Origin of the sequence: Pseudomonas sp. R9.37 (genome assembly GCF_963878885.1) — a bacterium.
In the GTDB taxonomy this organism is placed as follows: Bacteria; Pseudomonadota; Gammaproteobacteria; order Pseudomonadales; family Pseudomonadaceae; genus Aquipseudomonas.
In genome coordinates this window covers 280,100-297,473 of record NZ_CAWNZA010000022.1, presented here as the reverse complement: position 1 = coordinate 297,473, position 17,374 = coordinate 280,100, and the positions used below count along the sequence as shown (strand labels likewise).

General features: G+C 62.8%; 18 protein-coding genes. 11 read left to right on the top strand and 7 right to left on the bottom strand.

Annotated features, from left to right (window positions below; translation table 11 throughout):
- The first annotated feature begins 9 nt into the window (after window positions 1–9).
- The 5 genes from AACU78_RS13595 to hemN all read left to right on the top strand — a co-directional run bounded on the left by AACU78_RS13595 (window position 10) and on the right by hemN (window position 5,512).
- Window positions 10–549 carry a FixH family protein gene (locus AACU78_RS13595; RefSeq protein WP_106576345.1) on the top strand — a complete coding sequence of 180 codons (540 nt, stop codon included), beginning with the start codon at window positions 10–12 and terminating at the stop codon, window positions 547–549.
- Window positions 550–664: 115 nt separating this feature from the next.
- The gene (locus AACU78_RS13590) at window positions 665–3,115 is read left to right on the top strand and encodes a heavy metal translocating P-type ATPase (RefSeq protein WP_106576344.1); all 2,451 of its coding nucleotides are present in this window, start codon (window positions 665–667) and stop codon (window positions 3,113–3,115) included.
- Between the two features lie 22 nt (window positions 3,116–3,137).
- The gene (gene ccoS, locus AACU78_RS13585) at window positions 3,138–3,350 is read left to right on the top strand and encodes a cbb3-type cytochrome oxidase assembly protein CcoS (RefSeq protein WP_017735332.1); all 213 of its coding nucleotides are present in this window, start codon (window positions 3,138–3,140) and stop codon (window positions 3,348–3,350) included.
- Window positions 3,343–4,026 carry a sulfite exporter TauE/SafE family protein gene (locus AACU78_RS13580; RefSeq protein WP_106576343.1) on the top strand — a complete coding sequence of 228 codons (684 nt, stop codon included), beginning with the start codon at window positions 3,343–3,345 and terminating at the stop codon, window positions 4,024–4,026. The genes ccoS and AACU78_RS13580 overlap by 8 nt, the downstream gene beginning before the upstream one ends.
- 103 nt (window positions 4,027–4,129) lie before the next feature.
- Complete coding sequence (gene hemN / locus AACU78_RS13575) at window positions 4,130–5,512, top strand: oxygen-independent coproporphyrinogen III oxidase (RefSeq protein WP_106576342.1); 1,383 nt, start codon at window positions 4,130–4,132, stop codon at window positions 5,510–5,512.
- 7 nt (window positions 5,513–5,519) lie between these two features.
- Here the strand turns inward: hemN and AACU78_RS13570 are convergent, their stop codons facing one another.
- Window positions 5,520–5,990: a hypothetical protein gene (locus AACU78_RS13570; protein ID WP_106576341.1), complete on the bottom strand. Its 471-nt coding sequence runs from the start codon at window positions 5,988–5,990 to the stop codon at window positions 5,520–5,522.
- Window positions 5,991–6,143: 153 nt separating this feature from the next.
- Here AACU78_RS13570 and fnr point away from each other — a divergent pair, with 153 nt between their 5' ends.
- Entirely contained in the window at window positions 6,144–6,878 is a 735-nt protein-coding gene (fnr, locus tag AACU78_RS13565; protein WP_106576340.1) for a fumarate/nitrate reduction transcriptional regulator Fnr, read from the top strand.
- An 81-nt stretch (window positions 6,879–6,959) separates the two neighbouring features.
- Window positions 6,960–7,508, top strand: a complete 549-nt coding sequence (locus tag AACU78_RS13560; protein ID WP_106576339.1) for an adenine phosphoribosyltransferase — start codon at window positions 6,960–6,962, stop codon at window positions 7,506–7,508.
- 110 nt (window positions 7,509–7,618) lie between these two features.
- Here the strand turns inward: AACU78_RS13560 and AACU78_RS13555 are convergent, their stop codons facing one another.
- The 5 genes from AACU78_RS13555 to dnaX all read right to left on the bottom strand — a co-directional run bounded on the left by AACU78_RS13555 (window position 7,619) and on the right by dnaX (window position 13,245).
- Complete coding sequence (locus AACU78_RS13555) at window positions 7,619–8,767, bottom strand: acyl-CoA dehydrogenase family protein (protein WP_106576338.1); 1,149 nt, start codon at window positions 8,765–8,767, stop codon at window positions 7,619–7,621.
- A 189-nt stretch (window positions 8,768–8,956) separates the two neighbouring features.
- A complete protein-coding gene (gene recR, locus AACU78_RS13550) occupies window positions 8,957–9,559 on the bottom strand; it encodes a recombination mediator RecR (protein WP_106576337.1) in 603 nt (200 codons plus the stop codon).
- Window positions 9,560–9,625: 66 nt separating this feature from the next.
- Window positions 9,626–10,660: an NADP-dependent oxidoreductase gene (locus AACU78_RS13545; protein WP_106576336.1), complete on the bottom strand. Its 1,035-nt coding sequence runs from the start codon at window positions 10,658–10,660 to the stop codon at window positions 9,626–9,628.
- Between the two features lie 133 nt (window positions 10,661–10,793).
- A complete protein-coding gene (locus tag AACU78_RS13540; protein WP_083357362.1) occupies window positions 10,794–11,132 on the bottom strand; it encodes a YbaB/EbfC family nucleoid-associated protein in 339 nt (112 codons plus the stop codon).
- A gap of 43 nt (window positions 11,133–11,175) precedes the next feature.
- Entirely contained in the window at window positions 11,176–13,245 is a 2,070-nt protein-coding gene (gene dnaX / locus AACU78_RS13535) for a DNA polymerase III subunit gamma/tau (protein WP_106576335.1), read from the bottom strand.
- Between the two features lie 133 nt (window positions 13,246–13,378).
- Here dnaX and AACU78_RS13530 point away from each other — a divergent pair, with 133 nt between their 5' ends.
- Window positions 13,379–14,146, top strand: coding sequence for a substrate-binding periplasmic protein (locus AACU78_RS13530; RefSeq protein WP_106576334.1), 768 nt, complete (start codon window positions 13,379–13,381; stop codon window positions 14,144–14,146).
- Window positions 14,147–14,200: 54 nt separating this feature from the next.
- On the top strand, window positions 14,201–14,572 hold the full coding sequence (locus AACU78_RS13525) for a VOC family protein (protein ID WP_106576333.1): 372 nt from the start codon (window positions 14,201–14,203) through the stop codon (window positions 14,570–14,572).
- Here AACU78_RS13525 and AACU78_RS13520 read toward each other — a convergent pair.
- Window positions 14,486–15,445, bottom strand: coding sequence for a DMT family transporter (locus AACU78_RS13520; RefSeq protein WP_106576332.1), 960 nt, complete (start codon window positions 15,443–15,445; stop codon window positions 14,486–14,488). The two genes, AACU78_RS13525 and AACU78_RS13520, sit on opposite strands and share 87 nt — an antisense overlap.
- 101 nt (window positions 15,446–15,546) lie before the next feature.
- On the opposite strand from AACU78_RS13520, the gene AACU78_RS13515 reads away from it, so the two are divergent.
- Together AACU78_RS13515 and AACU78_RS13510 are read left to right on the top strand one after the other, a co-directional pair.
- Window positions 15,547–16,410: a LysR family transcriptional regulator gene (locus AACU78_RS13515; RefSeq protein WP_106576331.1), complete on the top strand. Its 864-nt coding sequence runs from the start codon at window positions 15,547–15,549 to the stop codon at window positions 16,408–16,410.
- A gap of 59 nt (window positions 16,411–16,469) precedes the next feature.
- Window positions 16,470–17,372: a DUF2167 domain-containing protein gene (locus tag AACU78_RS13510; RefSeq protein WP_106576330.1), complete on the top strand. Its 903-nt coding sequence runs from the start codon at window positions 16,470–16,472 to the stop codon at window positions 17,370–17,372.
- Window positions 17,373–17,374 lie beyond the last annotated feature (2 nt).

Genomic DNA, 17,374 nt, shown 5'->3' with positions numbered 1-17,374 from the left:
AGCACGACAATGCCCGCAGCTACTGCCGCAAGCCCTTGGTACAAGCACCTCTGGCCGTGGATCATCATTGGGATCCTGACCTGTTCGGTGACCTTGACCTTGTCCATGGTGACCATTGCGGTGAAGAACCCGGACAACCTGGTCAACGACAACTACTACGAGGCCGGCAAAGGCATCAACCGCTCCCTGGACCGCGAACTGCTGGCCCAGACCCTGCAACTGCGCGCCGCGGTGCACCTGGACGAACTGACCGGTGAAGTCGACCTGCACCTGACCGGCAACAGCAACCCGACCACGCTGGAGCTGAACCTGATTTCTCCGACCCAGCCGGAGAAGGATCGCAAGATCAATCTGGCCCGCAGCGACAGTGAGCCGGGCCGCTACATTGGCCAGGTCACCGACAAGGTCGAAGGCCGGCGCTTTGTGGAATTGCTCGGTGTCGAGGGCGACAGGACCTGGCGCCTGTTCGAAGAGGAACAGGTCAGCCACGACAAGGACTTGCTGCTCGGTGATGAGCCGTTGCAGGGCGCTGAAGACCTGAAGAAGTAATAAGCCTGCGCTTCGCGCATCGCGGGCAAGCCCGCTCCCCCACTGGATCGCGATTCCTTGTGGGGGCCGGGCTTGCCCGCGATGAGGCCCTCTCAGCCGACTAAGATCTAAACCCATGAGCACCCCAACCCCCTGCTACCACTGCGCCCTGCCCGTCCCGTCCGGCAGCCGGTTCACCGCCGTGATCCTCGGCGAGCGCCGCGAACTGTGCTGCCCGGGCTGCCAGGCGGTGGCCGAAGCCATTGTGGCCGGCGGGCTGGAAAGCTATTACCAGCACCGCAGCGAAGCCTCGGCCAACCCCGAAGCGCTGCCGGTGCAACTGGTGGACGAGTTGGCCCTGTACGACCGCGCCGACGTGCAAAAACCCTTTGTGCGCCATGACGGTGACCTCGCCGAAACCACCTTGTTGATGGAAGGCATCAGCTGCGCGGCCTGTGGCTGGCTGATCGAAAAACACCTGCGCAGCCTGCCCGCGGTGGCCGAGGCTCGGCTGAACCTGTCCAACCACCGCCTGCACGTGCGCTGGGCCGACGCGCAATTGCCGCTGAGCCAGCTGCTCAGCGAGCTGCGCCATATCGGCTACGCCGCCCACCCTTATCAGGCTGACCGCGCCGCCGAGCAGTTGGCCGGCGAAAACCGTCTGGCCTTGCGCCAATTGGGGGTCGCGGGGTTGCTGTGGTTCCAGGCGATGATGGCGACCATGGCCACTTGGCCCGAATTCAATATCGACCTGAGCCCGGAGCTGCACGTGATCCTGCGCTGGGTGGCGATGTTTCTGACCACGCCCATCGTGTTCTACAGCTGCGCGCCCTTCTTCAAAGGTGCGCTGCGCGACCTGCGCACGCGCCACCTGACGATGGACGTGTCGGTGTCCCTGGCGATAGGCGGCGCGTATCTGGCTGGCATTTGGACCGCCATCACCGGCGTCGGCGAGCTGTATTTCGACGCGGTGGGCATGTTCGCGCTGTTCCTGCTGGCCGGCCGCTACCTGGAGCGCCGAGCGCGGGAACGTACGGCCGCCGCCACCGCTCAACTGGTCAACCTGTTGCCCGCCTCGTGCCTGCGCCTGAAAGCTGACGGCCAGAGCGAACGCATTCTGCTCAGCGAATTGGCCGTGGGTGACCGCGTGCTGGTACACCCCGGCGCGGTGCTGCCGGCAGACGGCGTCATCCTCGACGGCCAGTCAAGCATCGATGAAGCCCTGCTCACCGGCGAATACCTGCCGCAGCCACGCCACGTGGGCGATGTGGTGACTGCCGGCACACTCAACGTCGAAGGTGTGCTGAGCGTTGAGGTCCGCGCCCTGGGCCATGACACGCGCCTGTCCGCCATCGTGCGCCTGCTGGAGCGCGCCCAGGCCGAGAAACCGCGCCTGGCACAAATCGCCGACCGTGCCGCGCAATGGTTTCTGCTGTGCTCGCTGATCGCCGCGGCGTTGATCGGCCTGCTGTGGTGGGAATTGGATCCCTCGCGGGCGTTCTGGATTGTATTGGCGATGCTGGTGGCGACCTGCCCGTGCGCGCTCTCTTTGGCCACGCCAACCGCCCTCACCGCCGCCACGGGTACGCTGCATAAACTCGGGCTGTTACTGACCCGCGGGCATGTGCTGGAAGGCCTGAACCAGATCGACACGGTGATTTTCGACAAGACCGGCACCCTGACCGAAGGCCGCCTGGCGTTGCGTGCGACCCACCCTTTGAGCGTGCTGAACAGCGATGATTGCCTGAGCCTCGCCGCAGCCCTGGAAAACCGCTCCGAACACCCGATTGCACGGGCTTTTGGCCGTGCGCCGCTGGCCGCCGAAGAAGTCCTGAGTTTCCCCGGCCTGGGCCTGGAAGGCCGTGTGGGTGAGCGCCAACTGCGTATCGGCCAACCGGGGTTTGTCTGCGACTTGAGCGGCTGCCCGACTCCCGCCTCGCCGGACGACGCGGGCCAGTGGCTGCTGCTGGGCGATCGTGACGGCGCGCTCGCCTGGTTCGTGCTGGATGACCGTCTGCGCAGCGACGCGCCAGCCCTGTTGGCGGCATGCAAAGCGCGCGGCTGGCGCACGTTGCTGCTGTCAGGTGACAGCTCGCCGATGGTGGCAAGCGTTGCCTGCGAACTGGGCATCGACGAAGCCCATGGCGGCCTGCGCCCCGACGACAAACTGCAGATGCTGCAACAGTTGCACAAGGAAGGCCGCAAGGTGCTGATGCTCGGCGATGGCGTCAACGATGTGCCGGTGCTCGCTGCAGCCGATATCAGTGTGGCAATGGGCTCGGCCACGGACCTGGCAAAAACCAGCGCCGATGCCGTGCTGTTGTCCAATCGACTCGACGCGTTGGTGCAGGCCTTTACCCTCGCGCGGCGCACCCGTCGGGTAATCCTCGAAAACCTGCTGTGGGCCGGGCTGTACAATGGCCTTATGCTGCCGTTTGCCGCGCTCGGCTGGATCACGCCGATCTGGGCGGCGATCGGCATGTCCCTCAGCTCGTTGACTGTGGTGCTCAACGCCTTGCGCCTGACTCGCCTGCCGAGCGCGCCGACTGCCAGTGCCCCCTTAGTAACCCGCCCGCTGCCGGCTTGAGCCGCGTGGGCATGGAGTGCAGATGCCAGCTCTATACGTGATGATTCCAGCGGCGCTGCTGTTAGTCGGCGTCGCTATCTACATCTTCTTCTGGGCGGTGGACAGCGGCCAGTACGACGACCTCGACGGCCCGGCCCACAGCGTGCTGTTCGATGACCAGGACCCAAACCACCTGGCGGCCGTCGACGAAGCCAACGGGCCCGAGCAACCGCCCAAAGACCCGCCCCATGCTTGAACTGGCGCCGCTGCTGGTCTCCGCGCTCATCCTTGGCCTGCTCGGCGGCGGCCATTGCCTGGGCATGTGCGGCGGGTTGATGGGCGCACTGACGCTGGCGATCCCCACAGCGCAACGCAGCCGGCGCTTTCGCCTGCTGCTGGCGTACAACCTGGGGCGCATCCTCAGCTATGCCGCCGCCGGCTTATTGATCGGCCTGGCCGGCTGGGCGGTGGCCAACAGCCCGGCGGCGATGTTCATGCGTGTGCTGGCAGGCTTGTTGCTGATCAGCATGGGCCTGTACCTGGCCGGTTGGTGGAGCGGCCTTACGCGCATCGAAAGCCTCGGTCGCGGCCTGTGGCGCTACCTACAGCCCGTCGCCAACCGTTTGCTGCCGGTGTCCAGCCTGCCGCGCGCGTTGCTGTTGGGCGCGCTGTGGGGCTGGCTGCCGTGCGGCTTGGTCTACAGCACGCTGCTGTGGGCGGCAAGCCAGGGCAATGCGGCGGACAGCGCGTTGCTGATGCTGGCGTTCGGGCTCGGCACCTGGCCGGTGTTGCTGGCGACCGGGCTGGCCGCTGAACGCGTCACCGCCGTGCTGCGCAAACGCAGTGTGCGTGTCGCTGGAGGCCTGCTGGTGATTCTATTCGGCCTGTGGACCTTGCCCGGTCCGCATCAGCATTGGCTAATGGGCCATTAAATCGCCATGTGGCATAGCGCCGCTCCCCGTTGATGCAAATCAACATGCCCTGCCCGGCGCGCCCCTAGACTCGGCCCACTAGCCAATCCGGGGGACCGCCCGCATGCTCGACGCCATTCGTTGGGACACAGATCTGATTCACCGTTACGACTTGGCGGGGCCGCGCTACACGTCCTACCCCACCGCCGTACAATTCGACAGCCAGGTCGGCACTTTCGACCTGCTCCACGCCCTGCGCGACAGCCGCAAGGCCGTGCGCCCCTTGTCGCTGTATGTGCATGTGCCGTTCTGCGCGAACATTTGCTACTACTGCGCCTGCAACAAGGTCATCACCAAGGACCGTGGCCGCGCCCAGGCTTACCTGCAACGCCTGGAGCAGGAAATCCAGCTGGTGGCCTGCCACCTCGACCCGAAACAGCCGGTCGAGCAGTTGCACTTTGGCGGCGGCACACCAACGTTTCTGAGCCACGACGAACTGCGCCAGGTCATGGCACGCCTGCGCCAGCACTTCAATGTGCTCGACGATGATTCTGGCGACTACGGCATTGAAATCGACCCGCGTGAAGCCGACTGGGCGACCATGGGCCTGCTGCGTGAACTGGGTTTCAACCGTGTGAGCATCGGCCTGCAAGACCTCGACCCCGAGGTGCAGCGTGCGGTCAATCGCCTGCAGAGCCTGGAAGAAACCCGCGCCGTGATCGATGCGGCGCGCACCCTGCAATTTCGCTCGATCAATATCGACCTGATCTACGGGCTGCCCAAGCAAACGCCGATCAACTTCGCGCGTACCGTGGAGGAAGTGATCAGCCTGCAACCGGATCGCCTGTCGGTGTTCAACTACGCGCATTTGCCGGAGCGTTTCATGCCGCAACGGCGGATCAACACTGACGAGCTGCCCTCCCCGGCGGAAAAACTGCTGATGCTGCAAACCACCATCGAACAGTTGACCCGCGCGGGCTATCGCTACATCGGCATGGACCACTTCGCCCTGCCGGATGACGAACTGGCCGTCGCCCAGGAAGAAGGGACGTTGCAGCGTAACTTTCAGGGCTACACCACCCATGGGCATTGCGACCTGATCGGGCTGGGCGTATCGGCGATCAGCCAGATCGGCGACCTGTACTGCCAGAACAGCAGTGACCTCAATCACTACCAGAACGCCCTGGCCGGTGCGCAACTGGCTACCAGCCGTGGCTTGGTGTGCACCACGGATGATCGGTTGCGGCGCGAGGTGATTCAGCAGTTGATCTGCACCTTCAGCCTGAAATTCGAGCAGATCGAACAGGCCTTCAACATCGATTTTCGCGGCTATTTCGACGAGCTATGGCCGCAGCTGCAGACGATGGCCGCCGATGGCCTGATCGAGCTTGATGCTCAGGGCATTCGCGTATTGCCCGCCGGGCGCTTGCTGGTGCGCTCGGTGTGCATGGTGTTCGACGCCTACCTGGAGCACCAGAACAGGCAACGATTCTCGCGGGTCATCTAGGCCTGAATTATTTCGACAGCAGCGTCATTGCTTCCATTTGAGCCTCAGGCGATTCATCTTTCAGCGACTTGGCCAGTTGCCCCTGAGCGGTCATCAACCCGGACTGAATTGAAGCAATATCCCCCTGCAAACCGGCGACTTTCGCCTGGCGTGCCTCCGGGCTCAGGGCCGTATCATTCATGGCTGCTGAAAGCTGAGCCATCTTCTCGGCAAGCTGCTTCCTGAGTTCGCGGATCATTTTCAGCAGCTGTTTGATGTTGTCTTTCAGGTTGCTGTCGTCGATGTCCTTGTTGGGGTTGCTACCGGCTTGAGAAGCCTCCATCCCTGCCCCGGATATCGTGACCACCACACCTTCACCGGGCGTGGGTGGCGGCGCAGGTTTGTCATCGACCTTTTTGCCCGCAAGCGCATCAGCGGCCGTCAGCACCTGAGGGGCTTTCGTAGCAATGACAGGGTTATTGAAAGGGATTACCGACATGACCTGAGCTCCAGCTCATAGGGATTCACCTGTGTATCGGCATCGATACAAAAACCTTTATCCACGTGCCGCTTTTTTGTACACGCTGGCCTGATCCACCCTCGGTGCGTTACCCTTACGTCTTATGTGTGTTTTCCCACAAGGATTTAAGAAATGTCCGAGCCAGTCAAACTGCGCGCTCACAGCCAGGCTCACTGCAAGGATTGCAGCCTGGCCCCCCTCTGCCTGCCACTTTCGTTGAATCTGGAAGACATGGAAGCGCTGGACGAAATCGTTAAACGCGGCCGCCCGCTGAAAAAGGGCGAGTTTCTGTTTCGCCAAGGCGACAAATTCGATTCCGTTTATGCAGTACGTTCAGGCGCGCTGAAGACATTCAGCCTCAGCGACAGCGGCGAAGAGCAGATCACCGGCTTCCACCTGCCCAGCGAACTGGTCGGGTTGTCCGGCATGGACACCGAGATTCACCCGGTGTCGGCCCAGGCGCTGGAGACCACATCGGTGTGCGAAATCCCCTTCGAACGCCTGGATGAACTGGCCCTGCAATTGCCGCAGCTGCGTCGCCAATTGATGCGTGTGATGAGCCGCGAGATTCGCGACGACCAGCAGATGATGCTGTTGCTGTCGAAGAAAACCGCCGACGAGCGGATTGCCACGTTCCTGGTCAACCTGTCGGCGCGTTTCCGTGCCCGTGGGTTCTCGGCCAATCAGTTCCGCCTGAGCATGTCGCGCAATGAAATCGGCAACTACCTGGGCCTGGCGGTGGAAACCGTGTCCCGCGTGTTCACGCGCTTCCAGCAAAACGAGCTGATTGCCGCTGAAGGCAAGGAAGTGCATATCCTCGACCCGATCCAGCTGTGCGCGCTGGCCGGCGGCTCCCTGGAAGGTTGATCCAGCCGCTTGCGGCCGCGCCAATCGGCGAGGCCGCAGGTATACTTCGAGTCCGTTTTCCGCTCCCAGGACTCTTCGACGATGACCTTCGATTCGTTCGACATCAAATCCCTGATCCGCCCTGTCATCGACTTCCCCAAGCCTGGGGTTATCTTTCGTGACATCACCCCGCTGTTCCAATCGCCCCGTGCCCTGCGCCTGGTTGCCGACAGCTTTGCCCAGCGTTATGTCGAGGCCGATTTCACCCACATCGGTGCGATGGATGCGCGGGGCTTTCTGATCGGTTCGATCATCGCCTACCAACTGAACAAACCGCTGATTCTGTTCCGCAAACAGGGCAAGCTGCCGGCGGACGTGCTGGCCGAGGGTTATCAGACCGAGTACGGCGAAGCTTTTCTTGAAGTGCACGCAGACAGCCTGTGCGAAGGCGACTCGGTGCTGATGTTCGATGACCTGATCGCCACCGGCGGCACCCTGATCGCGGCGGCCAACCTGGTGCGGCGCATGGGCGCGAGGATTTTCGAAGCGGCGGCGATTATCGACCTGCCGGAACTGGGCGGCTCGCAACGCCTGCAAGACATGGGCATTCCGACATTTTGCCTGACGCAGTTTGGACTGACGGAGCGTTAAGAGGCGTCTGTTATTAGGGCCTCATCGCGGGCAAGCCCGGCTCCCACAAGTGACCGCGTTCCAATGTGGGAGCTGGCTTGCTTGCGAGGCGTGGGAAAGACCACCACCAATCAAAGCCCTATTTGCTTGCTGATGATTTCATTCATCACCTCGCGCGTCCCCCCGCCGATGGACAGGATGCGATTGTCGCGGTACAGCCGCTCCACTAAATTGCCACGCATGTAACCCTGGCCGCCCAGGATCTGCACCGCGTCATAAGTCACGCGGTCGGCGGTGTCGGTCGCCAGGTTCTTGGCCATGGAAATCTCCTTGATCACACTTTTGCCGGCCGCCATCTTCGCCGCCTGGCGGTAGGTGAATTCCCGCGAAACCTCCACCGCCGTGGCCATTTCCGCCAGCCGGTGCTTGAGCACCTGGAATTTGCCGATGGGTTTGCCGAACGCTTCGCGCTGGGTGGCCCATTTGAGGCTCTCCTCCAATGCAAGCTGCGCGGTCATATTGGCCATCAGCGCCAGGGCCAGGCGCTCACTCTGAAAGTTGCCCATGATGCAGGCAAACCCCATGTTCTCGACGCCAATCAGGTTGCCCACCGGCACACGGCAATCGTCGAAGAACAACTCAGCCGTGTCCGACGCCCACCAACCCATTTTCTTCAGCGGCTGGCCGACCGTGAAACCGGGCGTGTCTTTCTCGATGAGCAATAAGCTGATGCCGCCAAAGCCCGGCCCACCCGTGCGCACCGCGACCGTGTAAAAGTCGGCACGCACGCCACTGGTGATAAAGGTTTTGCTGCCGCTCACGCGGTAATGCTCGCCATCGCGGATGGCGCGGGTTTGCAGGTTGGCGACATCGGAGCCGCCACCCGGCTCGGTGACCGCCAGCGCGCTGATCTTCTCACCGGCCAATACCTGAGGCGCAACGCGCTCGCGCACCTCGGGTCGCGCCCATTTGACGACCGGTGGCAGGCCGATATCCAGCGAACCCAGGCCGGCCACCACACCACCGGAGCCGCAGCGCATCAGCTCTTCGCTGGCGGCGACCTTGGCGAACAGGTCACCTTCGTGACTGCCGCCCAGGCTTTCGGGGTAACCGATGCCCAGGATTCCCGCCGCGCCGGCCTTGAGGTACAGCTCACGAGGAAAGCTCTGCGCTTCCTCCCATTGCTCAATGCCCGGCAACATCTCGCGCTCGACAAAACGGCGCACGCTGTCGCGGACCAATTGGTGGCTGGGGTCGAAGTAGTCCTGATAGGCAGGCATCGGCAAGCTCCACAGTGGGGTGGAGCGAACTTACCAAGCGCTTGCTTGGTTTTCAAGATCCCACTTACACCACAAAACCACTGTGGGAGCTGGCTTGCCTGCGATGGCGTTGGATCAGAGACGTCGATGTCGCCTGACACTCCACCATCGCAGGCAAGCCAGCTCCCACATTTTGAACAGCAGTGTGGCTTAGAGGGCGATCGGCTTGCGGCCTGCAAACGAATGCGCCAGCGTCCCGCCGTCCACCAATTCCAGCTCGCCGCCCAACGGCACACCATGGGCAATGCGCGAGGTGATCAAGCCTTTATTGGTCAGCAGCTGGGCGATGTAATGCGCGGTGGCTTCGCCTTCCACCGTCGGGTTGGTCGCCAGGATCACCTCGGTGAATGTGCCCTGCTCTTCGATGCGCGCCACCAGCTGCGGAATGCCGATGGCTTCCGGGCCCAGGCCATCGAGCGGCGACAAGTGGCCCTTGAGCACGAAGTAGCGACCGCGATAACCGGTCTGCTCCACCGCGTACACATCCATCGGCCCTTCCACCACGCACAGCAGCGTGTCGTCGCGACGCAGGTCGGCGCATTGCGGGCACAAGTCTTCTTCGGTGAGGGTGCGGCACTGGCGACAATGGCCCACACCGGTCATGGCCTGGCTCAAGGCCTGGGCCAACCGGGTGCCACCGCTGCGATCACGCTCCAGCAGTTGCAGCGCCATACGCTGGGCGGTTTTCTGACCGACACCCGGCAAGGTGCGCAGGGCGTCGATCAGTTGGCGAATCAGGGGGCTGAAGCTCATGAGCGAATGGTCCGACAAAACAACGAGACGCGGTTTATACCCGCGCCCCGGATTAGCGTCAAATGGTCAATCCTGCGCGACGCGTACCACCAACTTGCCGAAGTTGCGTCCCTCAAGCAAACCGATAAAGGCTTCGGGCGCCTGCTCCAGGCCCTCTACCACGTCTTCGCGGAACTTGATCTTGCCGTCCCGCACCCACGGTGCCATGGCGCTGAGGAATTCGGGCTGGCGATCGCCGTAGTCGTCAAACACGATAAAACCCTGGATGCGCACGCGTTTGGTCAGCAACGTGCGTTGCAACGCGGGCAGGCGGTCGGGGCCGCTTGGGGCTTCATGGGCGTTGTAGCCGGCAATCAGGCCGCACAAGGGAATCCGCGCCTTGGGATTGAGCAGCGGCAACACCGCGTCGAAGACCTTGCCACCGACGTTTTCATAATAGATGTCCACGCCGTTGAAGCACGCCAGCGCCAGCTCATGGGCAAAGTTGGCGCTCTTGTGATCGATGCAGGCGTCAAAGCCCAGTTCGTCCACCACGTAGCGACACTTGTCCGCGCCACCGGCGATGCCCACCACGCGCAAGCCCTTGAGCTTGGCCACCTGGCCCACCACTGAGCCGACTGCGCCGGATGCCGCCGCGACCACCAGGGTTTCGCCGGCCTGGGGCTGACCGATGTCCATCAACCCCATGTACGCCGTCATGCCCGGCATCCCCAGCACACCCAGCGCCATCGACGGGCTGGCCAGGCCATTGGGCACCGGCATCAGGTTGCTCCCGTCGCAGATGCTGTGGCTCTGCCAGCCCGTGGAACCGACGACCAGGTCGCCCACTTCAAATTTTGGATTACGCGACTGCTCGATACGGCTGACAGCGCCACCGGTCATTACCTCGTCGATTCCCACCGGCGCGGCGTAGGACGGTGCGTCGCTCATGCGGCCGCGCATGTACGGGTCGAGCGACAGGTACAGCGTTTTCAAGAGCACCTGGCCGTCTGCCAGCTCCGGCAGGTTCACGCGCTCCAGGCGAAAGTTTTCCGGGGTTGGCGCACCTTGCGGGCGCGAGACCAGAACGATGCGCTGGTTAAGAATAGGTTCTTGAGGCATGAGGGGGGTCCTTTATCGAATGCGTCGGTATAGGGTGCAGACCATGCTTGCCACGCCAGGGTTCGATTGGATCGGCACAAACAAAAATGCCAGGCACTGGGCCTGGCATTTGATGCTAGCCAAGGCTAGACCATCAGAACGGCATCTTCATGCCCGGCGGCAGTTGCATGCCAGCGGTCACGCCGGACATTTTGTCCTGGCTGTTGGCTTCGATCTTGCGCACGGCGTCGTTGACGGCCGCGGCGAACAGCGCTTCAAGCATTTCCAGGTCATCTTCGCTGGTGCCTGGCAATACGCTTGGGTCGATGCTCACGCGCTTGATGTCGTGACGACCGGTCATCACCACGCTAACCATATCGCCACCGGCTTTACCGGTGACTTCGGCGTTGGCCAGTTCTTCCTGCATCTTGGCCATCTTTTCCTGCATCTGCTGTGCCTGCTTCATCAGGCCGGCCATGCCACCTTTCATCATGGGAATCACCTCAAAAGTACGTGGATCAATTAATAGCCCGGTGTCATGACGCTTGGGGCACCGGGGCTTCGACAGGTTCAATAGTATCGTGACGCACGACCGCACCGAACTGTTGCATCATTTGCTGGATGAGCGGATCAGCCTGGATCGAGTGCTCGGCATCACGCTGACGGTTGATGCGTCGGCGTGTCGCGGCCTGGGCGGGGGTTTCCTGCTCGGGCTTGATCAACTCGATGGTGATGGTCAGCGTGCGCTCATGGTACTGGTTCAATGCATCGTTGAGCCGGCGTTGCTGGGTGGCGTTGAACAGCGCGCTGTGCGCCGGGTCCAGGTGCAACAGCCAGTGATCGCCATCGATGGCAATCAAGGTGCAGTTGGCGGCGATGCTGCCGGTCATGCCGGAGATCGGCAACTTCGGAAACAACTCCAGCCATTGCAGCGCCAGGCCGGTGGCCGGGGCCGCAGCGGGTTCCGCCTCGGGCTCGGGTGCAGGCTCAGCGGTGTGTTCGCTGGCCAGGTCATCGAGGTAGCTGTAGGCCGAATCCATGTCCGGTTCGATGTAATCTTCGTCCAGCGGCGGTTCGTCATCGAGGTCGATGCCGGGTGTCGCGGCCTCAACCTGGGCGACGGTCGGCTCTGGAACCGGAGCAGACACCCACTCGGGTGCGTCCGGCACCGCGCTGTCGGGGGTGGGCGTCGGCATCGGCGTCAGTTCGGGCTGCTCACCGCTGGTTTCCAGCACGGGCTCCACGGCAGGTTGCAATTCGACGTCGGGTTCGGCGTCTACCGGGTCATTCCACGGCAGGTCGACCACGGCTTCGGGCTCGGGCTCAGTCACCGGCGCGATGGCCGGCGCAGCCGCCACCGGCTCGGGCGCAGCCACTACGGGCTCAGGCGCGGGAGCCACGGGCGCAGGCGCAGCAACGACTGGCGCGACCACTGCCGCACCAGCCACTGGTTTGGCGGAATCAACTGTGGCCTGGCTGATCCCCACTGGCTTTAGCGGCTGTCTCGGCGCGTCGGCCGAATCCGCCGGTCGGAACGCCAGCATCCGCAGCAGGACCATTTCAAAGCCACCGCGCGGGTCCGGCGCCAGCGGCAGGTCGCGGCGCCCGATCAGGCCCATCTGGTAGTAGAACTGCACATCTTCGGCCGGCAAAGCCTGGGCCAGCGCCAATACGCGGTCGCGGTCGCCATGGCCGTTGTCGACACCTTCAGGCAACGCCTGGGCGATCGCAACGCGGTGCAAGACATTAAGGATTTCCGACAGCACGCCGTTCCAGTCCGGACCTTGTTCCGACAAGTGGCGCACCGCTTCAAGCAACGCCTTGGCGTCGCCCTCGATCAGCGCGTGCAGCACGTCGAACACCTGGCCATGGTCGAGGGTACCGAGCATGGCGCGCACGTCGGCGGCCATCACCTTGCCTTCGCCAAAGGCGATGGCCTGGTCGGTGAGGCTCATGGCATCGCGCATCGAACCATCGGCCGCGCGGCCAAGCAGCCACAGCGCGTCGTCTTCGAACGGTACGTTCTCGACACCCAGCACGTGGGTCAAATGCTCGACCACACGCTCAGGGGTCATGTTTTTCAGGGAAAACTGCAGGCACCGCGACAGGATCGTTGCAGGAAGTTTCTGCGGGTCGGTGGTGGCCAGGATGAATTTGACGTAAGGCGGCGGCTCTTCCAGGGTTTTCAACAGCGCGTTGAAGGAATGGCTGGAAAGCATGTGCACTTCGTCGATCAGGTAGACCTTGAAGCGGCCACGGCTCGGTGCGTACTGCACGTTATCGAGCAACTCGCGGGTGTCTTCGACCTTGGTGCGGCTGGCGGCGTCGATCTCGATCAGGTCGACAAAACGCCCTTCATCGATCTCGCGGCACACCGAACACGTGCCGCAAGGCGTCGAAGTAATACCGGTTTCACAGTTCAGGCATTTGGCGATAATGCGCGCAATGGTGGTCTTGCCCACCCCTCGCGTGCCGGTGAACAGGTAGGCGTGGTGCAGCCGTTGGCTGTCCAAGGCATTGATCAGAGCCTTGAGCACATGGGTCTGGCCGACCATTTCGCGGAACGAGCGCGGACGCCATTTACGTGCAAGAACCTGATAACTCATCGAAAACCGTCGCAACTGGGAAGCGGAAGCCGGTAATGCTAGCGGAGCAAGGGGGAAATTGCATCCGGCACGCTCGTCTAATCTGACTAAGCTCTGCTCAATGGCCCCGCAAAGGCCTGAACCCGGAGTGTGTATGCGCGTAGTCCTGGGCGCCTTATGGATGATTTCCCTTGCCAGCCTCGCGGCACCTGCGCCGTTGCGTTTCTCGGTTTCCGACAGCTGGGCGATGCCCATGGCCCAGGTGGAGGACAGCCAGCCCACCCAGGGTATTTTGTATGACTTGATGGTAAGCCTGGCCACCCAGGTCGGGCGCCCGGCCGAGTTTCACGTGCTGGCGCGGGCACGCATCGCCAACGCCATGGCGCATGGCGACATCGATGTGCGCTGTTATGTCGCCCAAACCTGGGTCGACAGCCTGTCCGGCGACTACACCTGGAGCGTGCCGCTGATGGTGCAACGCAATGTGCTGGTAGGCCGCCACACGGCGCCGCAGCCTGCAGACGTGGGCACGCTGACGCCTCAGCCGATCGGCACGGTGCTCAACTACCGCTACGCTGTCCTCGACCCACTGTTTGCCACAGGCCAGCTCACCCGTGACGACTCGCGCAGCGAAGCCTTGGTGCTGCAAAAGCTGGTCGCCGGGCGTTTTGAATACGCCGTCATTAACGAATGGATACTCGAGCGCTTCAATTTGAACCTGGCGCCGAACGAGCGGCTGCAAAAGGTCGCAATCATCGACGAGCAAAGCCTGGGTTGCATCGTGCGCAACGACCCGAACGTGCCGGTACAGCGGATCTTGCGTACGCTGCTGCAGATGAAGATGTCGGGGGAAATCGACGACATCATCAGCCTGTACACCGGCGAAGGTGCGCGATCACCGCTCACTCCTGACAAGAACTGACAGGGCATCCCCTTAGACTGGGCGCACTTGACCGCCCATTTCCAAGGAGCCTGCATGCCCACCGTCGCCCATTACTTCCTGCTCTACGTCGACAGCCCGGCCACCAGTGCCAACTTCTATAGCCGCCTGCTGGATAGGCCGCCGCTTGAACTGAACCCCACCTTTGCCCTGTTCATGCTCGACAACGGCGTAAAGCTGGGGCTGTGGTCGCGCCACACGGTGGAGCCAGGGGCCCGGATGACCGGCGGCGGCGGCGAAGTGGGCTTTTGCCTGCCAGACCAGGCCGCCGTAGAAACCCTGCACGCTCAGTGGGTGGCGCGTGGCGCAACCATCATTCAGTCACCGACCCCTTTGGATTTCGGCTACACCTTTGTCGCCCAGGACCTCGACGGCCACCGGCTGCGCGCGTTCTGCCTGAGCGACTGACCGCCAGCGGCCCTCCAGGCCGATGGCCGCCACGCTGGCCAGTACCATCACACCGCCCAGCATCACCTGCATGGCAATGTGCTCGCCCAGCAGCGTCGCGGCCATCATCATGGCGACCGGCGGGATCAGGTACATCGCCACCGACGCTCGGCTGACCTCGACGTGTTTCAACACATAGGCCCAGGCAAGGTACGCCAGGGCGCTGGGGAAAATGCCAAGTATCAGCACCGCGAGGTTTTCCGGCGCCGGTGCCTGCTGCACGGCATCAGCCAGGCCTGGCAGGTTCACGCACAGCATCAGGGTGCCCGCCCACACCATGTAACACGCCATGGTCAGCGGGCTGTAGCGATGGGCATAGTGCTTCTGGATGGCGAAATACACACTCCATGACACCGCCGCCAGCACAATCAGCAAACCGCGCGGGTCAATATCGCCCACGCCATGATCGCCCCAGATCACCACCAGCACGCCAAGCAAGCCCAGCAACACACAACCCCAGCGCCAGGCACTGACGCGTTCTTTCAAACACAAACTCGCGATCAGCACGCTGAACAGTGGCGCCGACTGCGCCAGCACGCTCGACGCCGCCGCCGTCACCCATTGCTGCCCATAATTGAGGCTGGTGTGGTGCAAAAACACGCCGAAGAACCCCAGCACCAGTAACCACGGCAGGTCGCGCAAACGCGGCCGGCCAATGCCCACCGCCCATGCCACACCGCCCATGAACACCGACGCAATCAGAAAGCGCAGCAACGCCAACTGGCCGGGGCTGTAGCTGTGCAACCCCATGTGCACGCCAATCGGCGAATAGGCCCAACAGAGGATGACGCCGGCGATGACTAGCGTAAGCTTTGCGGGTGACGGGGTATTCATCGGCGACGTCCGGCAACTGAGTGGGATGCCGTCAGTCTTGGCCCAGGCAAGGCGCAGGACAATTAAGCGTTTCTGACTTCTGAAATCACTGGAACTGAGCAATGGAACTGGCCCAACTGAAAATGGTGCGAGCCGTGGCGCAAACCGGCAGCGTGGCCCAGGCCGCCCTGCAATTGCATTGCGTGCCGTCCAACATCACTACGCGGATCAAGCAGTTGGAAAGCGAGTTGGGCACGCCCTTGTTTATCCGTGCCGGGCGTGGGCTGGCGATCAGTGCCGCCGGGGAAATCTTCCTGGACTACTGCGAACGCATTCTGGCGCTGGTAGACGAATCCAAACGTGCGGTGGATGCCGACGCCATCCCCCGCGGCACCTTGCGCATCGGCGCAGTGGAATCCAGCGCCAGCGGCCGCCTGCCGCCCTTGCTGGCGGAATACCATCGGCGCTACCCGGACGTCTCGCTCGAACTGGTCACCGGCGCCTGGGCGCAGTTGCTGGACGACCTGCAACACCATCGCCTCGATGTGGCGCTGGTGGCCTGTGGTGGCAAACGCGCCAAGCTTGAACACAGCGTGGTCTACAGCGAACGCCTGGTGCTGATCGCCAGCGCATCCAGCGCCCCGATCACCAGCGCCGAAGACCTGGCCGGTCGAACGCTGCTGGTATGGCCAGCGGGTTGCCCGTATCGGGCGGCGCTGGAGAACTGGGTCAAACCGCATGCTTTCAAACCGAGCATCGCCAGCTACGCCAGCTGGGGCACGATCATCGGTTGTGTCAGTGCGGGAATTGGCGTGGCATTGGCGCCGGAAGGCATCCTGGCCCGTTATGAGCAGGCCAATCAGTTGGCCTCCTACCGGTTTGAAGAGCTGCAGGCCGTGGACAACCTGCTGTTCTGGCACAAGGACACCCAGCGGCACTTGGCGCGGGACGCGTTTGCCGGGCTGCTGCGCGAGACTTTTGGCTGACCCGGGCAGCGAATTTCAGTATTCTTCCGCGAAATTAATTCAAAATGTAAGGGACTACCATGAATTACTTCCGCGCGTTGATGGCGGCGGCTGCACTGAGCCTGTCTGCCCTACCTGCCTTTGCTGCCCCTGCGCCCGCGCCCGCCGAAGCCAGCGCGCCGGCTGAAACGGCTGAACACTTCCTCGCCTCACTCAAGCAGAAGACCGGCACGGTCACGCTGCCCAGTGGCATTGCCACGCTCAAGCTCAACGACGAGTTCTACTACCTCGATCCCGCCGACACCGAGCGCCTGTTGACCGATGGCTGGGGCAACCCACCCGGCTTCAAGACCCTGGGCATGATCGTGCCAAAAGCAGTCAGCCCGTTGTCGGAACGCGGCTGGGGCGTGATCGTCAGCTACAAGGCTGACGGGCACGTTTCCGACGAGGATGCGGCGAAAATCGACTACGCCGAACTGCTCAAGCAGATGCAGGAAGAAGACGAGGAAGACAACCAGCAACGCCAGAAACAAGGCTACGCCGGCCTGCACCTGCTGGGCTGGGCCGAACCGCCGCGCTACGACGATACCACTCACAAAATGTACTGGGCCCGCGAGCTGAAAGCCGACGACGCCCAGCAGACCACCCTCAACTACAGCATCCGCGTGCTGGGCCGTGAAGGCGTACTGGAACTCAACGCCGTCGCCGCCATGGCCGACCTGCCCACCATCAAGCAGGAAATGCCCAAGGTGTTGGCCTTTACCAACTTTACCGACGGCAACCTGTACACCGACTTCAACCCCAAGACCGACAAGCTGGCCACTTACGGCCTGGCGGCCCTGGTGGCCGGCGGGATAGCGGCCAAGGCCGGGTTGTTTGCCAAGATCGGCATCTTTCTGCTGGCGGCGAAGAAGTTCCTGGTGGTCGGCGTTGTGGCGCTGTTTGCCGTGATCCGCAAGCTGTTCAACCGCAACAAGGCCTGAAC